The sequence below is a fragment of the Brucella sp. GW823-FHT04E01 genome (assembly GCF_058796175.1).
This window is the reverse complement of sequence record NZ_JBXAIK010000006.1, coordinates 100,608-116,670: the sequence shown is the minus strand read 5'-3', so window position 1 is coordinate 116,670 and position 16,063 is coordinate 100,608. Positions and strand designations below refer to the sequence as shown.

Sequence of the window (16,063 nt, the reverse complement as noted above, 5' to 3'; positions counted from 1 at the left end):
AGGTTCCAGACCTGTTTGGGGTTTGGGACACAGGAGGAAATGATGTCGAAACGCTCTCCCGGAATTGAAACACTTGCCGTTCACGCAGGGGCAAAGCCCGATCCGACGACAGGTGCCCGTGCAACGCCGATCTATCAGACGACCTCGTTCGTGTTTGAAGATGCGGACCACGCAGCTTCATTGTTCGGCCTGCAGGCGTTCGGCAATATCTATACGCGCATCACAAACCCGACGACCGCAGTTCTGGAAGAGCGCATTGCCGCACTCGAAGGCGGTACGGCGGCTGTAGCGACTGCATCCGGTCACTCAGCGCAGTTGCTTGTTTTCCATACGCTGCTTCAACCGGGTGACAATTTCGTCGCCGCGCGCCAGCTTTACGGCGGATCGATCAATCAGTTCGGTCAGTCGTTCAAGTCCTTCGGCTGGCAGGTCCGCTGGGCCGATGCCACCAACCCGACCGATTTCGCAAAGCAGATCGACAGCAAGACACGTGCTATCTTTATCGAAAGCTTCGCCAATCCGGGCGGCATCGTGGTGGACATCGAGGCTATCGCCGAAATTGCGCACAGAAACGGCCTGCCACTGATCGTGGACAACACGCTTGCATCGCCTTATCTGGTGCGCCCGATCGAACATGGTGCGGATATCGTCGTTCACTCGCTGACCAAGTTTATCGGTGGTCATGGCAATTCCATGGGCGGCATTCTGGTCGATGGCGGTACATTCGACTGGGCGAAGTCCGGCAATTATCCGCTTCTGACCGAACCGCGTCCGGATTACGCGGGTCTGGAACTGCACAAGACCTTTGGCAATATTTCCTTTGCAATCGCTGCCCGAGTGCTGGGTCTGCGTGATTTCGGCCCGGCGATTTCGCCGTTCAACGCCTTCCAGATTCTCACCGGCGCGGAAACCCTGCCGCTGCGCATGCAGCGTCACAGCGACAATGCTCTGAAGGTCGCATCCTGGCTGCATGGCCACGAGAAAGTGTCGTGGGTAAATTATGCCGGGCTGCCGCATGATAAATTTCATGCGCTCCAGCAGAAATATGCGCCGAAGGGTGCCGGTTCGGTGTTTACCTTCGGTCTCAAGGGCGGTTACGACGCGGGCGTAAAGTTCGTAGACAGCCTCGACCTGTTCTCGCTGCTGGCCAATATTGGCGACACGCGCTCGCTGGTCATCCACCCGGCATCCACCACCCACCGTCAGCTGAGTGATGAGCAGAAGGTGGCGGCTGGCGCTGGCCCGGACGTGGTGCGCCTGTCTATCGGTATCGAGGATGCGGACGATATCATTGCCGATATTGAGCAGGCGCTGGCAAAGGTCTGATCCATGAGCCGGTTTCTCGATTTCGACCTGACCGGCATCGAACCGGAGGAAGGCGCGCCGCTACCGGAGCGCATTATTTCCGGTGCCCCGAAATTCCGCACGTGGAATTTGGAGGAGAATACCGAGGGCACGCTCTTTGCTGGCATATGGGAGAGCACGCCGGGTAAATGGCGCATCGAATATGATGAATGGGAGTTCTGTCACATCCTGTCCGGCCGGTCGGTCATCAGCGAAGAGGGCGGTGAAAGCCGCGAAGTCGTTGCAGGCGACAGTTTTGTCATCCGACCGGGGTTCAAGGGAAGCTGGGAAGTCATAGAGACCACCCGCAAGGAATATGTCATCAAGCTCTGACATTGGTTCCTTCTATGCAAAACACCCGCCGAATTTCGGCGGGTGTTTTTGTTTCAGTTATGCGGACCACGCCTGATCGGCTGGATAACTGGCAGATTGCCCGGGTTAGGACGACCTGCACCATCGTTGCCTGATGGCGGACGGTCCGGTCGCGGTGGACGCGGACGATCCGGTCTGTTGGTGTCAGGACGACGTGGACGGTCCCGGTCGCGATAACGATAGTAATCACGGTCACGATAGTAGCGTGAATCTCTATAGTAGCGTGGATAACGTGGGTAGTTCCGATAATAGCCGCCACTATTATAAACGACCCCCGTGCCGACATAACCGCCGCGAACATAATAGGGATCAGAATAGCCAGAGCCGTAATAGCCCTCGGAGACACAACCGCTGAGCGTCAGACTGGCAGCGCCGATGCCGAGCGCCAGTAAAATGGATTTCAATGACATGTTCGCTACTCCCGAAAAGCCGGGGCCAGCGCTGGAATACGCAATAACCACGCGGCGAACCACTATTTAGAGGGATTATGCGCGTTTCTATCTGAAGCCCATAATCAATAAAGATTGCAGAGCGTTAGCTTGGTTAGCTGCGATCAAACCTCCGCATAAGGCCGTGAAATATGTTCCACACATACTTAGTAAACGCGTGGGGATTTCAAAAGTTGCTGTTGAGAAGGCAGAACGTCTCCGCAAAAAGCAAAACCGCCCCGAAGGGCGGTGGCATTATTGTCGCGTTTGCAGAGCCTATTAGCTGCCGCCAGCACCACCAATAGCGGTCGCAATGGCATTGAACTGGGTGCGGATGGTGGTGCCGAGAGACGTCGTTGCGCCGATGATGACGACAGCAATCAAAGCCGCGATGAGGCCGTATTCGATGGCGGTAGCGCCGGATTCGCTTTTACGAAAGCGTGCAATAAGCTTGGTCATGTGTTGCTCCTGAGATCATTCTTGCTTGTTTAGTGGTCTCTGTGACCTGAGAGCAAACTACCCGGCAAATATGTGCACCCTCTTAAGTTGCATGGTAAACGGAAGGTGAGTATCGCATATGATTAATAAAGTGCTGAATTAAAAACGAAAACTGCAATAGCGTCGTACGTTGTATTTAAGCGATATCGAATATAAATCTTCAGGCAAGGAAAAGCCCCGCTTACGCGAGGCTCTCTTTTTCTTGGAAGCTGCGATCTGCCTTACTGCGGCAGCTGGGCGCCAGCCTGCTTAACGGCATCAGCCATGGTCTGGCAGAGCTTCTCCTCGGAGACATTCTGTGCTTTTGCGCTGGTGGCAATATCCTGTTCCATGCCCATCGCAGAGACCTTACCCTGCTTACCGGTTGCTTCGGCAGCGTCGGCCTTGGTGGTGTCGGATGGGGCGGGGATCAGCGCAATCATTTTTGTCTGGATTTCGATGGCGCCGCCATCGGTATAACCCTTTTCCTGGCAGTACTGGAGTACGCCAAGCTGGTTGCGAGCTGCGTTATAGGCCATCTCCATCTGTTCAGGCGTTGCCTGTGCAAAAGCCATCGTAAGATTTGCACCGAGGAAAAGACCGGTCAAAGAAACACGTACCAGATTGCGCATGATAATTCATCTCCATGAGTCAAATACACGCTGAGATAGAGCGAATTTTCCGGCGAAGGGAACTCAAGAAAAATTAATTAGTGAAATGAAATATAACGAAAATAGTTTCTGTCCGGAGCGACATAAACGTGATAAATATTTCAACATAACGATATGCACGAAATTATCTCACAGGTTGTACCAGATTGGCGATGAGCCGGAATGCACCGGGCACAAGCTTGTCGAGCTGATGATGCAGGACGAGGCTCGTATGCGTATGGCGGCCTTTACCGATACTGGCTGAAACAAGCGCGCCGAAGAGCGGCTGTTCTCCCTCATCATGCATGGAAAGCAGCGGCTGATAGTCGTCATCCCATGCGGAAGCGAAATAAAGCCCACGTTCCTTGTGCCATCCATTCCAATCACGTTCGCTGATAATATTGGGGCCGACGAGCAAGGGATGCTCTGGATCGAGAACTGTAACTGCGGCATGGGGATTCGTAACGCGCCAGCGCAATGACGGGGAACCGATGGCTAATTTTCGCGGTGGTGTCCGATCCGGATGCCAACCATCGGATGGACGATGATAGAGCGTCACCAGATGTCCGCCATTCTCGACGAATCGATGCAGATTGTCCGTTGCTGCGGCGAGATCAGCGTGCAGGCCGAAGGCGAATATACCGACCACGATGGTGGTGAATTGCGAAAGATCACCGGAAAGATGGCGTGCTTCGACATCGGTGACATCAAATCCCATGCGTTTCAGCCAAAGACCAACATTGTCTGCCCCAGCGCCGATATAGCCGATACGCGCATCAGGCAATTTCACGTCGAGTGCCAATACAGGCAGCACGGCAGGCTCACGCCAGACGGTTTTACCGATATGCGGGTAGCTGGCTACCTGCGTCTGCCATGCAAGACGTCCGTTGATCGTGGCCTGTAGCGCAGTCAAGCCGGGCTCTGGATCGAAAGGCCCGTGTAGAACAGCATCCTGCCCGATTACGCCGACGCTCCAACCGTTTTGCGCTGTGAATGTGACTTGGCCGGTCTCGCCATCGACCACAAGCCGGATCGGCGAGGGATACTGCTTGCCCGATATGATGACTGCTGGCGGATCAATCCTTAACGAGGCAGATGGAACAATGGCAAGCGGCTCTTCGAGATCGAAGCTGCACGCAGCCAGGTGATCGTCAAACTGCGCCTTTAATCGGATATAGGCCTGTCCGTTGCCGCCGAGTGACCGCCAAGCCGGTTCAAAAAGCGGGGAAAGTGCTGCCTCCTTTGCCAGTGACACAGCCAGAATTTCCCTCTCGGGCGTCACGTACTCGCAAGCGGTCGAACAGCTTTCTGGCAATATGGGGTCGGCTGTTATTGCGACGGCCATCGCTCCGGGGCCGTATTCGACAACAAGGCGGGTTTCTCCACCTGTAGGCAATATGGCTTCTTCCAGATAAGCCCGCTCGAACAAAGACGCTGCTTCGATCAAGGCGGCGTCGATTTCCCACTGCTTGCGTTCCAGCCTGTGCCCGTGCTGCACGAGGAAACCTTGCGGTGCGCCGGTCAGTACAGTTTTCAGGCTTTTTGCAGCACCGAGAAGATTATTGACAATGGTTTCGCGCTCAGGAAAAGCCGCAATAGTCCGCTCGACAGACAAATGAGCGTCAAGAAGCTGCTTCCGGGTTTCAAGTGTCAGCCCATCGACCTCAGCCAGTGTTGCGAGAGATTCCGGAATACCTTCAAGAATTGTTGTTTCAGCACAGCTTTCCGGCAGTTTCAGATGCAGCGGCCATTCGCTCTTGGGCGTTTCCGGCCAGCGCCCCATGCCCTGCGTGGCGTGACAGGCACGCGACCATTCACCGATACGGTCGTAATCGGCACCGGTCGCAGCGTCGCGACCCGCCGCGTGAACGGTCAATGTGGTGTCGGGCGGAGGAAGCTCGTCATCATAGGTGTCGCCGCCGCCTGACCAGGCAGGGAGATAGAATTTTGCCACCTGCCACGGCATCAATCCCTCGGCAAAATGTTCGGGAAAGGCATCGGGATCGGCGGCGACACCTATGGCCGTTTCCGCAGCCCGTGTCATCGCGCGGTGGTGGCCATGCTGGCCGGGAACATCGAGAAAGGTCGGCAGCACGATATCCGGACGCTCGGTGCGATAGGCGCGTACGAGCCGCTCGACGGTTTTCTTCTCACCCCAGTGGGCAAAGGTACCGTCACCATCCTTGGAGAAACCGAAGTCGTGGACGGAATCGTCTGGACCATGGCCGAGCCAATGCACGTCGCAATCGAGAATGCGCGCTGCTTCTTCCATCTCACGGCTGCGGATCACGCCGAGCGCACCACCGCGTTCCGGGCCAAGCGCATTTTGCCCGCCTTCGCCGCGTGTCGAACAGGCGATCACCACCCGTATACCAAGTCCGAACCGCAAATAGGCCATCAGGCCGCTCTGCTCATCGTCAGGGTGCGCACCCGTATGCATCAGCGTGACGGTCGAGCGCAGCCTGCTTAGAGCGCGATGCAGACGGACGAGGGCAGGAGACGACTTCTGGCGCTCGATGCGCTGAAGGGCGGTGAGCATGGTCAGATTTCCGAATTGGTATCAAGCTTCGGCGTCATGGCCTCGAACATCGGCAGTGATGCAGCGCCCAGGGCGGCGGTGAACTGTCCCGTCTGCCCTCGAATGACCCGTGGCAACGCACGGGCGCGGCGGCTAGCAACCGAAATCGGCAGACCACCCATATGCCAGATCAGGTCATCGATGATCGCATCGGGCAACATGCCGCCCAGAATGATCGTCTCGGGATCGAGAATGTTTTCGATCATGGCAATCATCGGAGCCAGATGGTCGGCGGCCTCCTGTACCCAGCCCATCAGAACTGGGTTGCGGCCTTCATGCAGCTTTTCCAGCGCGTCGAAATTGGTGTCCTCAATCCCTGCCGCGTGAAGCTTCTCGCGCAAGGTATGAAGGGAGGCATAGGTTTCGAGGCAACCCTTCTGGCCGCAGGCGCAGCTGCGCCCATTAGGCGTGATGACGATATGACCGATTTCACCGGCATTGCCGAAAGCGCCTCGAAACGGTGCGCCGTCCTGAATCATGCCAAGCCCGATACCGGCACCGAAATAGATCATGGCGAAATTGGAAATCGCGTGTCCCGCGCCGAACAGGCGTTCGCCGACAGCGGCGGCATTCGCGTCGTTTTCGACCAGAACGGATTCGCCGCAGGCTTCGCTCAGAACCGCCGCTGCATCGATCCCGGACCAGCCGGGCAGGGTGGTCGGACCGACAGAACTCATGCCTTCAATGTCAAAAGGACCCGGCATCACGACGCCTATGCCGAGCAGGCGCGCGGGAAACGAAGTCTTCACCGCATCGACTTCTTTTCGCAATTGTGTGGAGAGCCTGTCGGGGCTGACATCCTGAATGGGGCGCACGTGCTGCGTGCGCGGCTTGCCGGAAAGATCAAGCACCGTCGTCACCATATGCGTCGAACCCATTTCCACACCGATGGTCATCGCGCCTTCGGGATTGACGGCAAACTGGATCGGCGGCTGGCCGCGCCCCGTTTTCAGTCGCCCCAGCTGCATGAGCAGATTCTCTGAAACCAGCTCATCGACGATATTGGCGATGGCCTGTGCGGTCAGATGCGTCAGGCGGGCGATATGCATCCGGCCGAGAGGACCGTGGCGGCGCACGACATCAAGCACTACACGTCGGTTATGGTCACGAATTCGCTCGGGATTCTTGCCCAGAGTGACCGCAAGCGACCCACCTTGTACGGCGGCAGGCGTATTGGCCCGCCCGTCTTCGGATTGCCCATCTGATTTCGATGTCATGGTCCCTCCTGTCTCCCGTCAAAACAGATAACGCGAGCCGCTTTTAACAGCAATATATTAATTCAACTAAATTATCTTATTGACAAAACGCTCGCAACATTGAACCGTAAGGGCAGGGTGGTGAAGAACCGCCTTGGCTCATGTCGGGGAAGTGGGTTCCTGCATGGGAAAAAATGGGCGCTGCGCATCATCTGCGCGGCATGTGGTGGAATATGCGGATTGTGCGAAGCACTGCCGCAGCCGTGCCTGGCGACCGCATTCGAACCGGTGGGCGGGGCATTAGGGAGGTTTAAATGCGTAAGCTGTTATTGGCAGGTTTGGTTGCGGGGCTCAGCACCTTTGCGATCAATGCCGCTCAGGCTGTCGAAATCGAATATTGGCAGTATGTCTTCGAGACACGCGTCAAGGCGATGGACAAGCTGATCGAGAATTTCGAGAAGGCCAATCCGGACATCAAGGTCAAGCAGGTCACGTTCCCGTACGACGACTATCAGACGCGCGTAATCGCAGCGAAGATGGCGGGCAAGAGCCCGGACGTGATGCAGCTTTTCTACGGCTGGCTGGACAAATTCGTGGCTGGCGGCATTCTGCAGCCGCTGCCGCAGGACACGTTCCCGCATGACAAGATTGAGAGCGAATTCTTCCCGATTGTTTCGGCGATGAAGCGCGGCGATGAGTATTACGGTCTGCCGACTGCTGTGCGCTCGCTGGCCCTGTTCTACAACAAGAAGCTCTTCACCGACGCTGGTCTCGACCCGAACAATCCGCCCAAGACGCTAGATGAAATGGTCGAAGCTGCCAAGAAGACGACGAAGCGCGACGCTTCCGGCAATCTTCTGGCCGAAGGCATCACGCTCGACATGCCGGGACAGGACCAGCATTGGTGGCGTGAAGTTCTGGTGCGCCAGTTCGGCGGCCAGCCATATACCGACAATGACCGCAAGGTTGCTTATAACGACGCCGCCGGTGAAAAGGCGCTTGCCTTCTATACTGGCCTCCAGACCGAACATAAGGTCGGCGAAGTCAAGTTCATGGATGAAGGGCAGGCTGCTTTCCGCGCTGGCATGGCGGCCATGACCATCGACGGCACCTTCCGTCTCGGTTCGTTCCGCACCATCAAGGACTTCGAATGGGGTGTGACCGAGCTTCCGGCCAATGCCGAAGGCGTGCGTTCCAACTATGCGAGCTACTTCGCCAACGGCATTAGCGCCAAGGCAAGCGGCGAGAAACTGGAAGCTGCCAAGAAGTTCCTGAACTACATCTCCTCGCCGGAAGCCATGGAAATCTGGTTGAAGGATGTTGGCGAACTGCCTGCGCGCCGTTCGGCAGCCTTGACGGAAACGAACCTTGCCGATCCGATCTACGGCCCGTTCCTGAAGGGTCTGGAATATGCGCACACGACCATGTTCGTGGACGAGCTGAAGCAGCGCCAGATCGCTGTCGATATGGCCAATCGCGTTATTCTCGAAAAGCAGCCGGTCAAGGAATCCCTCGATCAGGCAGCCAAGGCCGAGCAGGATGTGCTCGACGCAGCCAAGTAAGGCAAACGCGAAAGATGAAGCGGCTCCCGCTGCTTCATCTTCTCCTGCCTGTTGACGGCACGGCTAATCCGTAGCCGAAGGATACTAAAACATGACAATCACTGTAGAAGCCGGGACGGCTGAAACAGGCGGCGCGGGGAAGGGGCCTTCGGGCAACCGCCTGACGGACCGTCTTTCCATGCGCACAAGACGGTTGATCTGGGTGTGGAGCTTTCTGGCTCTCCCGATACTGTTCTATTCGGTCATCCGCTTTTACCCGACGATAGAGGCTTTCTGGCTCTCTCTCACCGACTGGGACCTGATGAACCCACCGAAGTTCATCGGCTTCGCCAATTACCAGAAGCTCTTCGCTGATCCGGAATTCTGGAAAGTGTTCAAGAACACTTTCACCTATCTGCTAGTCGGCACGCCGATAAGCCTCGTGGTGGCGTTTACAATCGCCTATTTTCTGGATCGCGTGCGCATCATGCACGGCTTTATCCGTGCACTCTATTTCCTGCCTTATCTCACCACGGCAGCGGCCATGGCATGGGTCTGGCGCTGGTTCTATCAGCCCGCACCCATCGGCTTCATCAACAATATTCTGAGTGCAGTGGGGCTCCCGCAGCAGGGGTTCCTGCGCTCGGTCGATCAGGGTCTCTATGCCATCATGGCGACGTCCATCTGGGCCGGTCTTGGCTTCCAGATCATTATCTTCATGGCTGGCCTGCGCGCTGTTCCCAACACTTTTTATGAAGCCGCACGCATTGATGGCCTCGGCGAATGGGCGATCCTGCGCAAGATCACGATCCCGCTTCTGAAGCCCACCACGGTGTTCCTCGTCGTCTTCTCGTCCATCGGTTTCCTGCGCATCTTCGATCAGGTCTACAACATGACTACGAACGATCCCGGCGGACCGCTCGGCTCCACCAAGCCGCTGGTGCTGATGATCTATCAGACGGCCTTCTCCTCCTATGCGATGGGTTATGCGGCCGCGCAAACCGTCGTTCTGTTCACCATCCTGCTTTGCGTCTCGCTGTTGCAGCTCTGGATCCTGAGGGAAAAGAAATGACAGCGTCCGCTCAAAACAAACCGCTCCCGTTCCAGAATCTGCGGCCCGGCCGCATCCTGACATGGACGTTGCTGCTCATCGGCGGCCTCATCATGGTCACACCACTGGCCTTCATGTTCTCCACCTCGCTCAAGACGGCAGGTCAGGTCTACGACCTGCGCCTGATCCCGGCAGAGCCGACATTGCAGAACTATGTCACTATCCTTGCCGATGGGCGCTTCCTGCGCTGGTTCCTGAATTCCATGATCGTTGCGGTCGTGGTCACCTTGTCGAATGTCTTCTTCGACAGTCTTGTCGGCTATACGCTGGCGAAATTCCAGTTCCGCGGTCGCTATTTCATCTTCCTCGCCATCCTGTCCACGCTGATGATCCCCACCGAAATGCTGGTGATCCCATGGTATCTGATGTCGAGCAAGCTCGGCTGGCTGGACAGCTACTGGGGTATCATGTTCCCCGGCATGATGACTGCCTTTGGCACGTTCCTCATGAAGCAATTCTTCGAAGGAGTTCCCAACGACTTTCTGGAAGCTGCCCGCGTCGACGGCCTCAACGAATTCCAAATCTGGTGGAAAGTTGCCATGCCGCTGGTGACGCCAGCACTCTCGGCGCTCGCGATCTTCACCTTCCTCGGCAACTGGACCGCATTCTTCTGGCCGCTGATTGTTGCGACCAGCCCGGAGCTTTACACGCTGCCGGTCGGGCTTTCGAGCTTCGCCGTCGAGCAATCCATCCAGTGGGAAATGATCATGACCGGCGCGGCAATCGCCACGCTTCCCACGCTCGTCGTCTTTCTTCTTCTCCAGCGTTACATCGTGCGCGGTGTCATGCTTGCTGGCCTCAAGGGTTGAACCATGTCCGATCTCGATCCACGGCTGTCCGATAAAAGCGTCTTCCCCGATCCGGTTTACAAGGAAACCGTGCTTCGCCCGCTTTTTGACGGCGCCAAGACCCATCATGTCGACGGCTTCCGCCGCATCGACCGCGCCCATCTCGTTATGCTGACCGAAACCGGCATTCTCGACCGTGCGCAGGCAGCGGCCATTGCGGGTGCGCTGGAAGCTATCGACAAGGAAATCGATCCTTCGAAGCTCACTTATACGGGTGAGGTGGAAGACTTTTTCTTCCTCATCGAGAAGGAGCTGAAGGCGCGCATTGGTGCCGACACCGCCGGTCGTCTTCACACGGCGCGCTCACGCAATGATATTGACCACACGCTGTTCAAGCTTGGTCTGAAGGATCGTATCGATACGCTGATGACGCAGGCGCGCAATGTGCTTGATGCGATGATTGCTGCTGCCGAGCGTGAAAAGGAGACACTGATCGTCGCCTATACGCATGGTCAGCCTGCACAGCCATCGACCTTCGGTCACTATCTTTCGGCGGCAGTCGAGGTTCTCATCCGGGATATGGAACGGATGGAAGCCGCGCGCGCCATCGTCAACCTGTCACCCATGGGGGCGGCGGCCATCACCACCTCAGGCTTCCCGATCGATCGCGCACGAGTGGCGAGCCTGTTGGGCTTTGCTGCCCCCTTGCCGAATTCCTACAGCTGCATTGCAGCGGTGGATTACATCACCTCGACCTATTCGGCGTTGGAGCTGATGTTCGTGCATCTGGGACGCCTCATCCAGGACTTCCAGTTCTGGACCAGTTTCGAGGTCGGCCAGATTTACGTGCCGAATGCCTTCGTGCAGATTTCATCAATCATGCCGCAGAAGCGCAATCCGGTTCCGATCGAACATATGCGCCATCTGGCGAGCCAGACCATGGGCCGTGCCCGCACCGTTCTGGACGTCATGCACAATACGCCGTTCACCGACATGAATGACAGTGAGGGCGAGACGCAGCAGATGGGCTACGAGGCATTCGCCTCCGCTGGTCGCGTGCTTGATCTTCTGGCCGCATTCATCGGCGCGATCCGTATCGATCCGGCCCGTGTGGCAGAAAATATCCGTCGCTCCTGCATCACGATCACCGAACTGGCGGATTCGCTGGTGCGCATCGAAGGTCTTTCGTTCCGGCAGGCGCATGAAATCGCAGCCAGGGTTGCGCGCGCTGTCGTCGCCATGGGCGGCGGTCTGGAGAAGGATGGGTTTGAACCTTTCCTTGACGCTTTCCGCGAGTCCGCCGGGCGCGAGCCATCCTTCGGGCGCGAAAAGTTTGAGGAACTAGTCTCCCCGCAACATTTCGTGGCTGTGCGTGATCGTCTCGGCGGTCCGGCACCGACAGCGATGAATGCAGCACTTGCGCGGCATAAGGCGGAAGCTGATCGCTTCAAGGCAGTCGCTTTTGACCATGCAGCCGCTGAAGCAAAGGCTGCCCGCGAACTCAATGAAAAATTCAGTGCACTTGTGGAGGCACGCTGATGGCAACCATCGAACTTGAAAAGCTGGTCAAGCGTTATGGCAAGGTCGAGGCGGTCCGGGCAATCGATCTCCAGATCAAGGACGGCGAGTTCGTCGTTTTTGTCGGCCCCTCCGGCTGTGGCAAGTCCACGACTTTGCGCATGATCGCAGGGCTTGAGGATATTTCCGGCGGCCACCTGAAGATCGGTGGCGAGGTCGTTAATGAACGCGATCCAAAGCAACGCAACATCGCCATGGTGTTCCAGAATTATGCGATTTATCCGCATATGACCGTGCGTCAGAACATCGGTTTTGGGCTTTACACGTCGAAACTGTCCAAGGCCGAGAAGGACAAGCGCATCGAGGAAACCGGCAAGGCGCTTGGGCTGGAACCCTATCTCGACCGTCGACCGGCAGCATTGTCCGGTGGTCAGCGCCAGCGCGTCGCTATCGGTCGCGCCATGGTGCGCAATCCGTCTGCTTTTCTTTTCGATGAGCCGCTGTCAAACCTCGACGCTCAGCTTCGCGCGCAGATGCGCATCGAAATCAAACGCTTGCATCAGCGTCTCAAGACGACGACCGTTTACGTGACACATGACCAGGTTGAAGCCATGACCATGGCCGACCGTATCGTTGTCATGCGTGACGGTCGCATTCTCCAGACCGGAACGCCGACCGAGCTTTATGAAAATCCGACCGATGTTTTTACGGCGCGCTTCATCGGCAGCCCGTCGATGAACCTGATTGCGGGTCGCCGCAATGGATCAGGCGTGGAACTTGCACCTGATGGCGACATTCTAGTCGGCGTCCGCCCGCATGATCTGAAAGTTGAGGAAGGCACACCCGATGCCCTTTCGCTCACGGGCACTGTGACGGCCGTTGAGCCTCTCGGCGCCGAAACGCTGGTTCATTTGGACGTTAACGGCGTCTCGGTGATTGCAACTGCTCCGGGGAAGATCATTCCCGCAACGGGCGGCACGCTTTCCGTGTCCGCGCCTGCCGGAAGCCTGTATCTCTTCGATGCCAAGACCGAGAAAAGTCTGGGCCGCCTATGATGCCGCAACAATTCAAACGGCATTTCAAGTCTCCGGCTGTCCTCAGTATCGGGCGGATTTACTGCGATCTTATCTTCACCGGGCTACAATCACTGCCGCAGCCCGGACGAGAGGTTTTTGCCGAAAACATGAAGATGGCGGCAGGTGGAGGGGCCTTCATTTCGGCTGCCCATCTTGCCCATGCGGGCAGGGCGGTGGCGCTGGTCGCACGTCTCGGCTTTGACGGCCTGTCACGCGGGCTTGAACCGGACCTGAAGATCGACGGTGTCGATCTGCGCTTTCTGGAACGTGCCGACGATGCCGGACCGCAGGTGACGGTGGCAAGCGTGATCGGCAACGACCGCGCATTCCTCTCGCGCCGTGCCGGTTCGGCGCTGCCTTCGACGCTCGAAGCCGCGTTGCAATGGAAGGATGCGGGGCATCTGCACATTGCTGAATTCGCAACGCTGCACGAAATCCCCAAGCTCGTACAGCAGGCAAAGGCGGCAGGCCTTTCAGTCTCGCTCGACCCAAGCTGGGATGAAACGCTGATCTACGATCCGGGTTTGCTCGCGGCCTGTGAGGGCGTCGATATATTCCTTCCCAACCGCGAGGAAGCGCAGGCCATCACTGGCCACGACGATCCGGCAAAGGCGCTCAATGCGCTTGCGAAGCACTTTCCAATCGTGGCTCTCAAGGGCGGTGGAGAAGGGGCGTGGCTGCGCACTGCCGATGCGGACCTCCATATGGCGGCAAAGGACGTGCCGGTTATCGATACGACCGGGGCAGGCGATGCTTTTAATGCCGGCTTCATCGATGCGTGGCTCGAAGGTCATGATTCTCACCGAGCACTTGCTGCCGGTATCGAATATGGAAGCCTTGCCGTGCAGGCAGCCGGCGGTGCATCCATCTTGCGTTCGCCCGAACGACTGGCTGGATAATATCCAAGGCGGCGGCTGAATGTTCGCCGCTCCCACAACTTGCTTCTCCGGCAAATGTCGGCGTCAGACGTGTACGCTTTGCCGATATTGTAGCGCCTTTCGGGTGGCCGAGCTTCACTTTGGCTTCTCTATCGAGGGAAGCATGGAAGGGACGACAGAAAAACACAAGAAAGACGTCGAAGGCTGATTTTTGCACTTGCGCTTGTCGCGCGAATTGCCTAAACGGCTCTCACAGCGACTGGCCAGACACTTGGCGAAACAGTCGGGCGATTAGCTCAGTTGGTAGAGCGCTTCGTTTACACCGAAGATGTCGGGAGTTCGAGTCTCTCATCGCCCACCATTTTTTCATAATGATATCAATTATTTAGATGGTCGCCTCGGCGACCTTTGTTTTTACCGCCACGAAAAACGTTTCCTCGCAATTGTCGTCGCCGGTGGCATTTGCGACGTCGGCTTTGAAATTTTCAAAGAGGCATCCCGAGTAGCGTGCAACTCATATCAAGTCAGCAAAATCAGGACGATTTGAATTTGTAACCTATAGGTGACATGGCACCGCTCCATCTCGAAAATTGCCAACGAAAAAGGCCGCCGAAGCAGCCTATTTTTTATGTCGAATTGCAATGAAATCCTGCTGTGCGATTACAATGTTTTGTTGCTGTTACGCTGCCAACAGGACGAGACCATCTTCATATTTACGAGCCAGCTGAATCAGATCACCGAGCGTCGCGGCACGGTCATCCAGACGCCAAAGGCGTTCGTTTATCTGATTGACGCGGTGCCCTTTATCCCGAAGCAGCGCGATCATCTGCTCTTTGGCGACCGGGATATCTTTCATCCCATACCTGGGAGCATCAAGCACGATAGCAGCGGCAGCGCCTCTGTGTCTACGAACGACTTCGCGCCAATCTTGTTCTCGTTCCGCATTTCTGGCTTCTCTGGCGGCATATCGTTGAACAGCGACGGCCTGTGAATGTGTGATCTGCACCGCATCTGGTAGCGCTGCAACCAGAACGCCATCATCCAATTTAAAAACGATATCCGTGAGATCCAGATTCTGCGCTGCTATTCGGCAGTGGTTGCCCAGAAAGTTCAATGTGTGGACTTCTGAAAAGCGGATTTGGTCTGCGCTTCCGAAAACTTCGATGCTTTCACGAAAATCTCCTTCTCCCAATAAGGGATCACAAGTGGAAAATTCCAGTTCTGAATGGCCTAATTTAACGGGAGCACGTCACTAGCTGCGTTACCGCAATGGTCTTTGATCTAACGCCAGGTCGAAATGATGGCTTATGCGAGCCGCCGATAGTACCAACGACTTCCCCAAGCTGCTTTATGAATAGCCAGAGCGTCGGCTTCGCTCACCTCTCTTGGATTGTTGACCAGCAGCCTTATTTGCTTCATGGCGTCGCGGGCCATTGCACGCAGATAAGCTTCCTCTTTCCTTGGTAGTCACGCCAGAATTCCCGAACTGCGTGTCAGGTGCGAATGTTGAAAACAGCCTTCAAGCGCCGGTTATCGCTTGTAATCCCAAAGCGACTTATTGCTTGACGAAACGGCAATGGCACCCTGCTTGATTGCCGTAGCAACATCGGTCTCATTGCAGATAAAGCCAGAAGCCACGACGGGCGGCAGGCGGCGCTTGTCTTCTGCAGACAGGTATCCAAGCATCGGCGATGGCATGATTTGCACCAGATTGGGTGCGCTCTGCGAGATTGCTTTCAGGCTGCGGGGCCAGGTGGAACGGTCGGTCACGAAGACCTTCTGCATGGTCAGAAGGCCGCATTGCGCAGCCTTCTGAATTGTTGGAACGCGGGTCGACAGCAGCACCGAAATGCCAATCTCGGCAAGAAACTCGATGGCCCCCTTGTCCTGCGACAGGCCTTCGCAACTGTCGATGTTCAGAACGATCAGCTTGTTGCTTTTCTTGAGCGCGTTCAGCACTTCAGCCACATGGCGCAGGGCAATATTGGCAACGATGCCAACTTCCGCCTTGCTGTCCAGAAAGGCCTGAAGATTATCCACGCCGTAAAGCGTTGCCATGACAGGCGCCCGCAAAAGCCGCTCACCGATCGTTCTGTCCAAAGTCAT

General features: G+C 56.6%; 15 protein-coding genes and 1 tRNA gene. 9 read left to right on the top strand and 7 right to left on the bottom strand.

Features of this window, described 5'->3' with window-relative positions; all coding sequences use genetic code 11:
- The first annotated feature begins 42 nt into the window (after nt 1-42).
- Both AC1RHM_RS21430 and AC1RHM_RS21425 read left to right on the top strand, forming a co-directional pair.
- Nucleotides 43-1,326 carry an O-acetylhomoserine aminocarboxypropyltransferase gene (locus AC1RHM_RS21430; RefSeq protein ID WP_010661125.1) on the top strand — a complete coding sequence of 428 codons (1,284 nt, stop codon included), beginning with the start codon at nt 43-45 and terminating at the stop codon, nt 1,324-1,326.
- A 3-nt stretch (nt 1,327-1,329) separates the two neighbouring features.
- Nucleotides 1,330-1,677 (top strand): cupin domain-containing protein, encoded by a 348-nt coding sequence (locus AC1RHM_RS21425; RefSeq protein ID WP_010661126.1) that lies wholly within the window; start codon nt 1,330-1,332, stop codon nt 1,675-1,677.
- 53 nt (nt 1,678-1,730) lie between these two features.
- Here AC1RHM_RS21425 and AC1RHM_RS21420 read toward each other — a convergent pair whose 3' ends face one another.
- The 5 genes from AC1RHM_RS21420 to AC1RHM_RS21400 form a co-directional block, all read right to left on the bottom strand.
- Nucleotides 1,731-2,126, bottom strand: a complete 396-nt coding sequence (locus AC1RHM_RS21420) for a hypothetical protein (protein ID WP_010661127.1) — start codon at nt 2,124-2,126, stop codon at nt 1,731-1,733.
- Between the two features lie 297 nt (nt 2,127-2,423).
- Nucleotides 2,424-2,603, bottom strand: a complete 180-nt coding sequence (locus tag AC1RHM_RS21415) for a Flp family type IVb pilin (RefSeq protein WP_010661128.1) — start codon at nt 2,601-2,603, stop codon at nt 2,424-2,426.
- A gap of 260 nt (nt 2,604-2,863) precedes the next feature.
- Nucleotides 2,864-3,253, bottom strand: coding sequence for a pore-forming ESAT-6 family protein (locus tag AC1RHM_RS21410; protein WP_010661129.1), 390 nt, complete (start codon nt 3,251-3,253; stop codon nt 2,864-2,866).
- Between the two features lie 163 nt (nt 3,254-3,416).
- Entirely contained in the window at nt 3,417-5,810 is a 2,394-nt protein-coding gene (locus AC1RHM_RS21405) for a PIG-L family deacetylase (RefSeq protein WP_036588459.1), read from the bottom strand.
- Between the two features lie 2 nt (nt 5,811-5,812).
- Nucleotides 5,813-7,066, bottom strand: a complete 1,254-nt coding sequence (locus AC1RHM_RS21400) for an ROK family protein (RefSeq protein WP_010661131.1) — start codon at nt 7,064-7,066, stop codon at nt 5,813-5,815.
- A 293-nt stretch (nt 7,067-7,359) separates the two neighbouring features.
- On the opposite strand from AC1RHM_RS21400, the gene AC1RHM_RS21395 reads away from it, so the two are divergent.
- The 7 genes from AC1RHM_RS21395 (at nt 7,360) to AC1RHM_RS21365 (ending at nt 14,318) form a co-directional block, all read left to right on the top strand.
- Entirely contained in the window at nt 7,360-8,607 is a 1,248-nt protein-coding gene (locus AC1RHM_RS21395) for a sugar ABC transporter substrate-binding protein (RefSeq protein ID WP_010661132.1), read from the top strand.
- Nucleotides 8,608-8,785: 178 nt separating this feature from the next.
- The gene (locus AC1RHM_RS21390; protein WP_036564035.1) at nt 8,786-9,658 is read left to right on the top strand and encodes a carbohydrate ABC transporter permease; all 873 of its coding nucleotides are present in this window, start codon (nt 8,786-8,788) and stop codon (nt 9,656-9,658) included.
- Nucleotides 9,655-10,506 (top strand): carbohydrate ABC transporter permease, encoded by an 852-nt coding sequence (locus tag AC1RHM_RS21385; RefSeq protein ID WP_010661134.1) that lies wholly within the window; start codon nt 9,655-9,657, stop codon nt 10,504-10,506. The genes AC1RHM_RS21390 and AC1RHM_RS21385 overlap by 4 nt, the downstream gene beginning before the upstream one ends.
- A gap of 3 nt (nt 10,507-10,509) precedes the next feature.
- Entirely contained in the window at nt 10,510-12,024 is a 1,515-nt protein-coding gene (argH, locus tag AC1RHM_RS21380) for an argininosuccinate lyase (protein WP_029925056.1), read from the top strand.
- A complete protein-coding gene (locus tag AC1RHM_RS21375; protein WP_010661136.1) occupies nt 12,024-13,058 on the top strand; it encodes an ABC transporter ATP-binding protein in 1,035 nt (344 codons plus the stop codon). The genes argH and AC1RHM_RS21375 overlap by 1 nt, the downstream gene beginning before the upstream one ends.
- A complete protein-coding gene (locus AC1RHM_RS21370; protein ID WP_036588456.1) occupies nt 13,055-13,978 on the top strand; it encodes a carbohydrate kinase family protein in 924 nt (307 codons plus the stop codon). The genes AC1RHM_RS21375 and AC1RHM_RS21370 overlap by 4 nt, the downstream gene beginning before the upstream one ends.
- A 264-nt stretch (nt 13,979-14,242) precedes the next feature.
- Nucleotides 14,243-14,318 (top strand) — tRNA-Val (locus AC1RHM_RS21365).
- A gap of 318 nt (nt 14,319-14,636) precedes the next feature.
- On the opposite strand, the gene AC1RHM_RS21360 is transcribed toward AC1RHM_RS21365, so the two are convergent.
- Nucleotides 14,637-15,149 carry a hypothetical protein gene (locus AC1RHM_RS21360; protein ID WP_036588454.1) on the bottom strand — a complete coding sequence of 171 codons (513 nt, stop codon included), beginning with the start codon at nt 15,147-15,149 and terminating at the stop codon, nt 14,637-14,639.
- A gap of 338 nt (nt 15,150-15,487) precedes the next feature.
- Nucleotides 15,488-16,063, bottom strand: a complete 576-nt coding sequence (locus tag AC1RHM_RS21355; RefSeq protein ID WP_080692101.1) for a glycerol-3-phosphate responsive antiterminator — start codon at nt 16,061-16,063, stop codon at nt 15,488-15,490.

Bases quoted from the DNA above. Each gene is read 5' to 3' on its own strand.
- AC1RHM_RS21425 (WP_010661126.1), top strand. From the start codon at position 1,330: ATGAGCCGGTTTCTCGATTTCGACCTGACCGGCATCGAACCGGAGGAA.
- argH (WP_029925056.1), top strand. From the start codon at position 10,510: ATGTCCGATCTCGATCCACGGCTGTCCGATAAAAGCGTCTTCCCCGAT.
- AC1RHM_RS21390 (WP_036564035.1), top strand. From the start codon at position 8,786: ATGCGCACAAGACGGTTGATCTGGGTGTGGAGCTTTCTGGCTCTCCCG.
- AC1RHM_RS21385 (WP_010661134.1), top strand. From the start codon at position 9,655: ATGACAGCGTCCGCTCAAAACAAACCGCTCCCGTTCCAGAATCTGCGG.
- AC1RHM_RS21405 (WP_036588459.1), bottom strand. From the start codon at position 5,810: ATGCTCACCGCCCTTCAGCGCATCGAGCGCCAGAAGTCGTCTCCTGCC.
- AC1RHM_RS21415 (WP_010661128.1), bottom strand. From the start codon at position 2,603: ATGACCAAGCTTATTGCACGCTTTCGTAAAAGCGAATCCGGCGCTACC.
- AC1RHM_RS21355 (WP_080692101.1), bottom strand. From the start codon at position 16,063: ATGACTTTGGACAGAACGATCGGTGAGCGGCTTTTGCGGGCGCCTGTC.
- AC1RHM_RS21410 (WP_010661129.1), bottom strand. From the start codon at position 3,253: ATGCGCAATCTGGTACGTGTTTCTTTGACCGGTCTTTTCCTCGGTGCA.
- AC1RHM_RS21370 (WP_036588456.1), top strand. From the start codon at position 13,055: ATGATGCCGCAACAATTCAAACGGCATTTCAAGTCTCCGGCTGTCCTC.
- AC1RHM_RS21375 (WP_010661136.1), top strand. From the start codon at position 12,024: ATGGCAACCATCGAACTTGAAAAGCTGGTCAAGCGTTATGGCAAGGTC.
- AC1RHM_RS21395 (WP_010661132.1), top strand. From the start codon at position 7,360: ATGCGTAAGCTGTTATTGGCAGGTTTGGTTGCGGGGCTCAGCACCTTT.
- AC1RHM_RS21400 (WP_010661131.1), bottom strand. From the start codon at position 7,066: ATGACATCGAAATCAGATGGGCAATCCGAAGACGGGCGGGCCAATACG.
- AC1RHM_RS21430 (WP_010661125.1), top strand. From the start codon at position 43: ATGTCGAAACGCTCTCCCGGAATTGAAACACTTGCCGTTCACGCAGGG.
- AC1RHM_RS21420 (WP_010661127.1), bottom strand. From the start codon at position 2,126: ATGTCATTGAAATCCATTTTACTGGCGCTCGGCATCGGCGCTGCCAGT.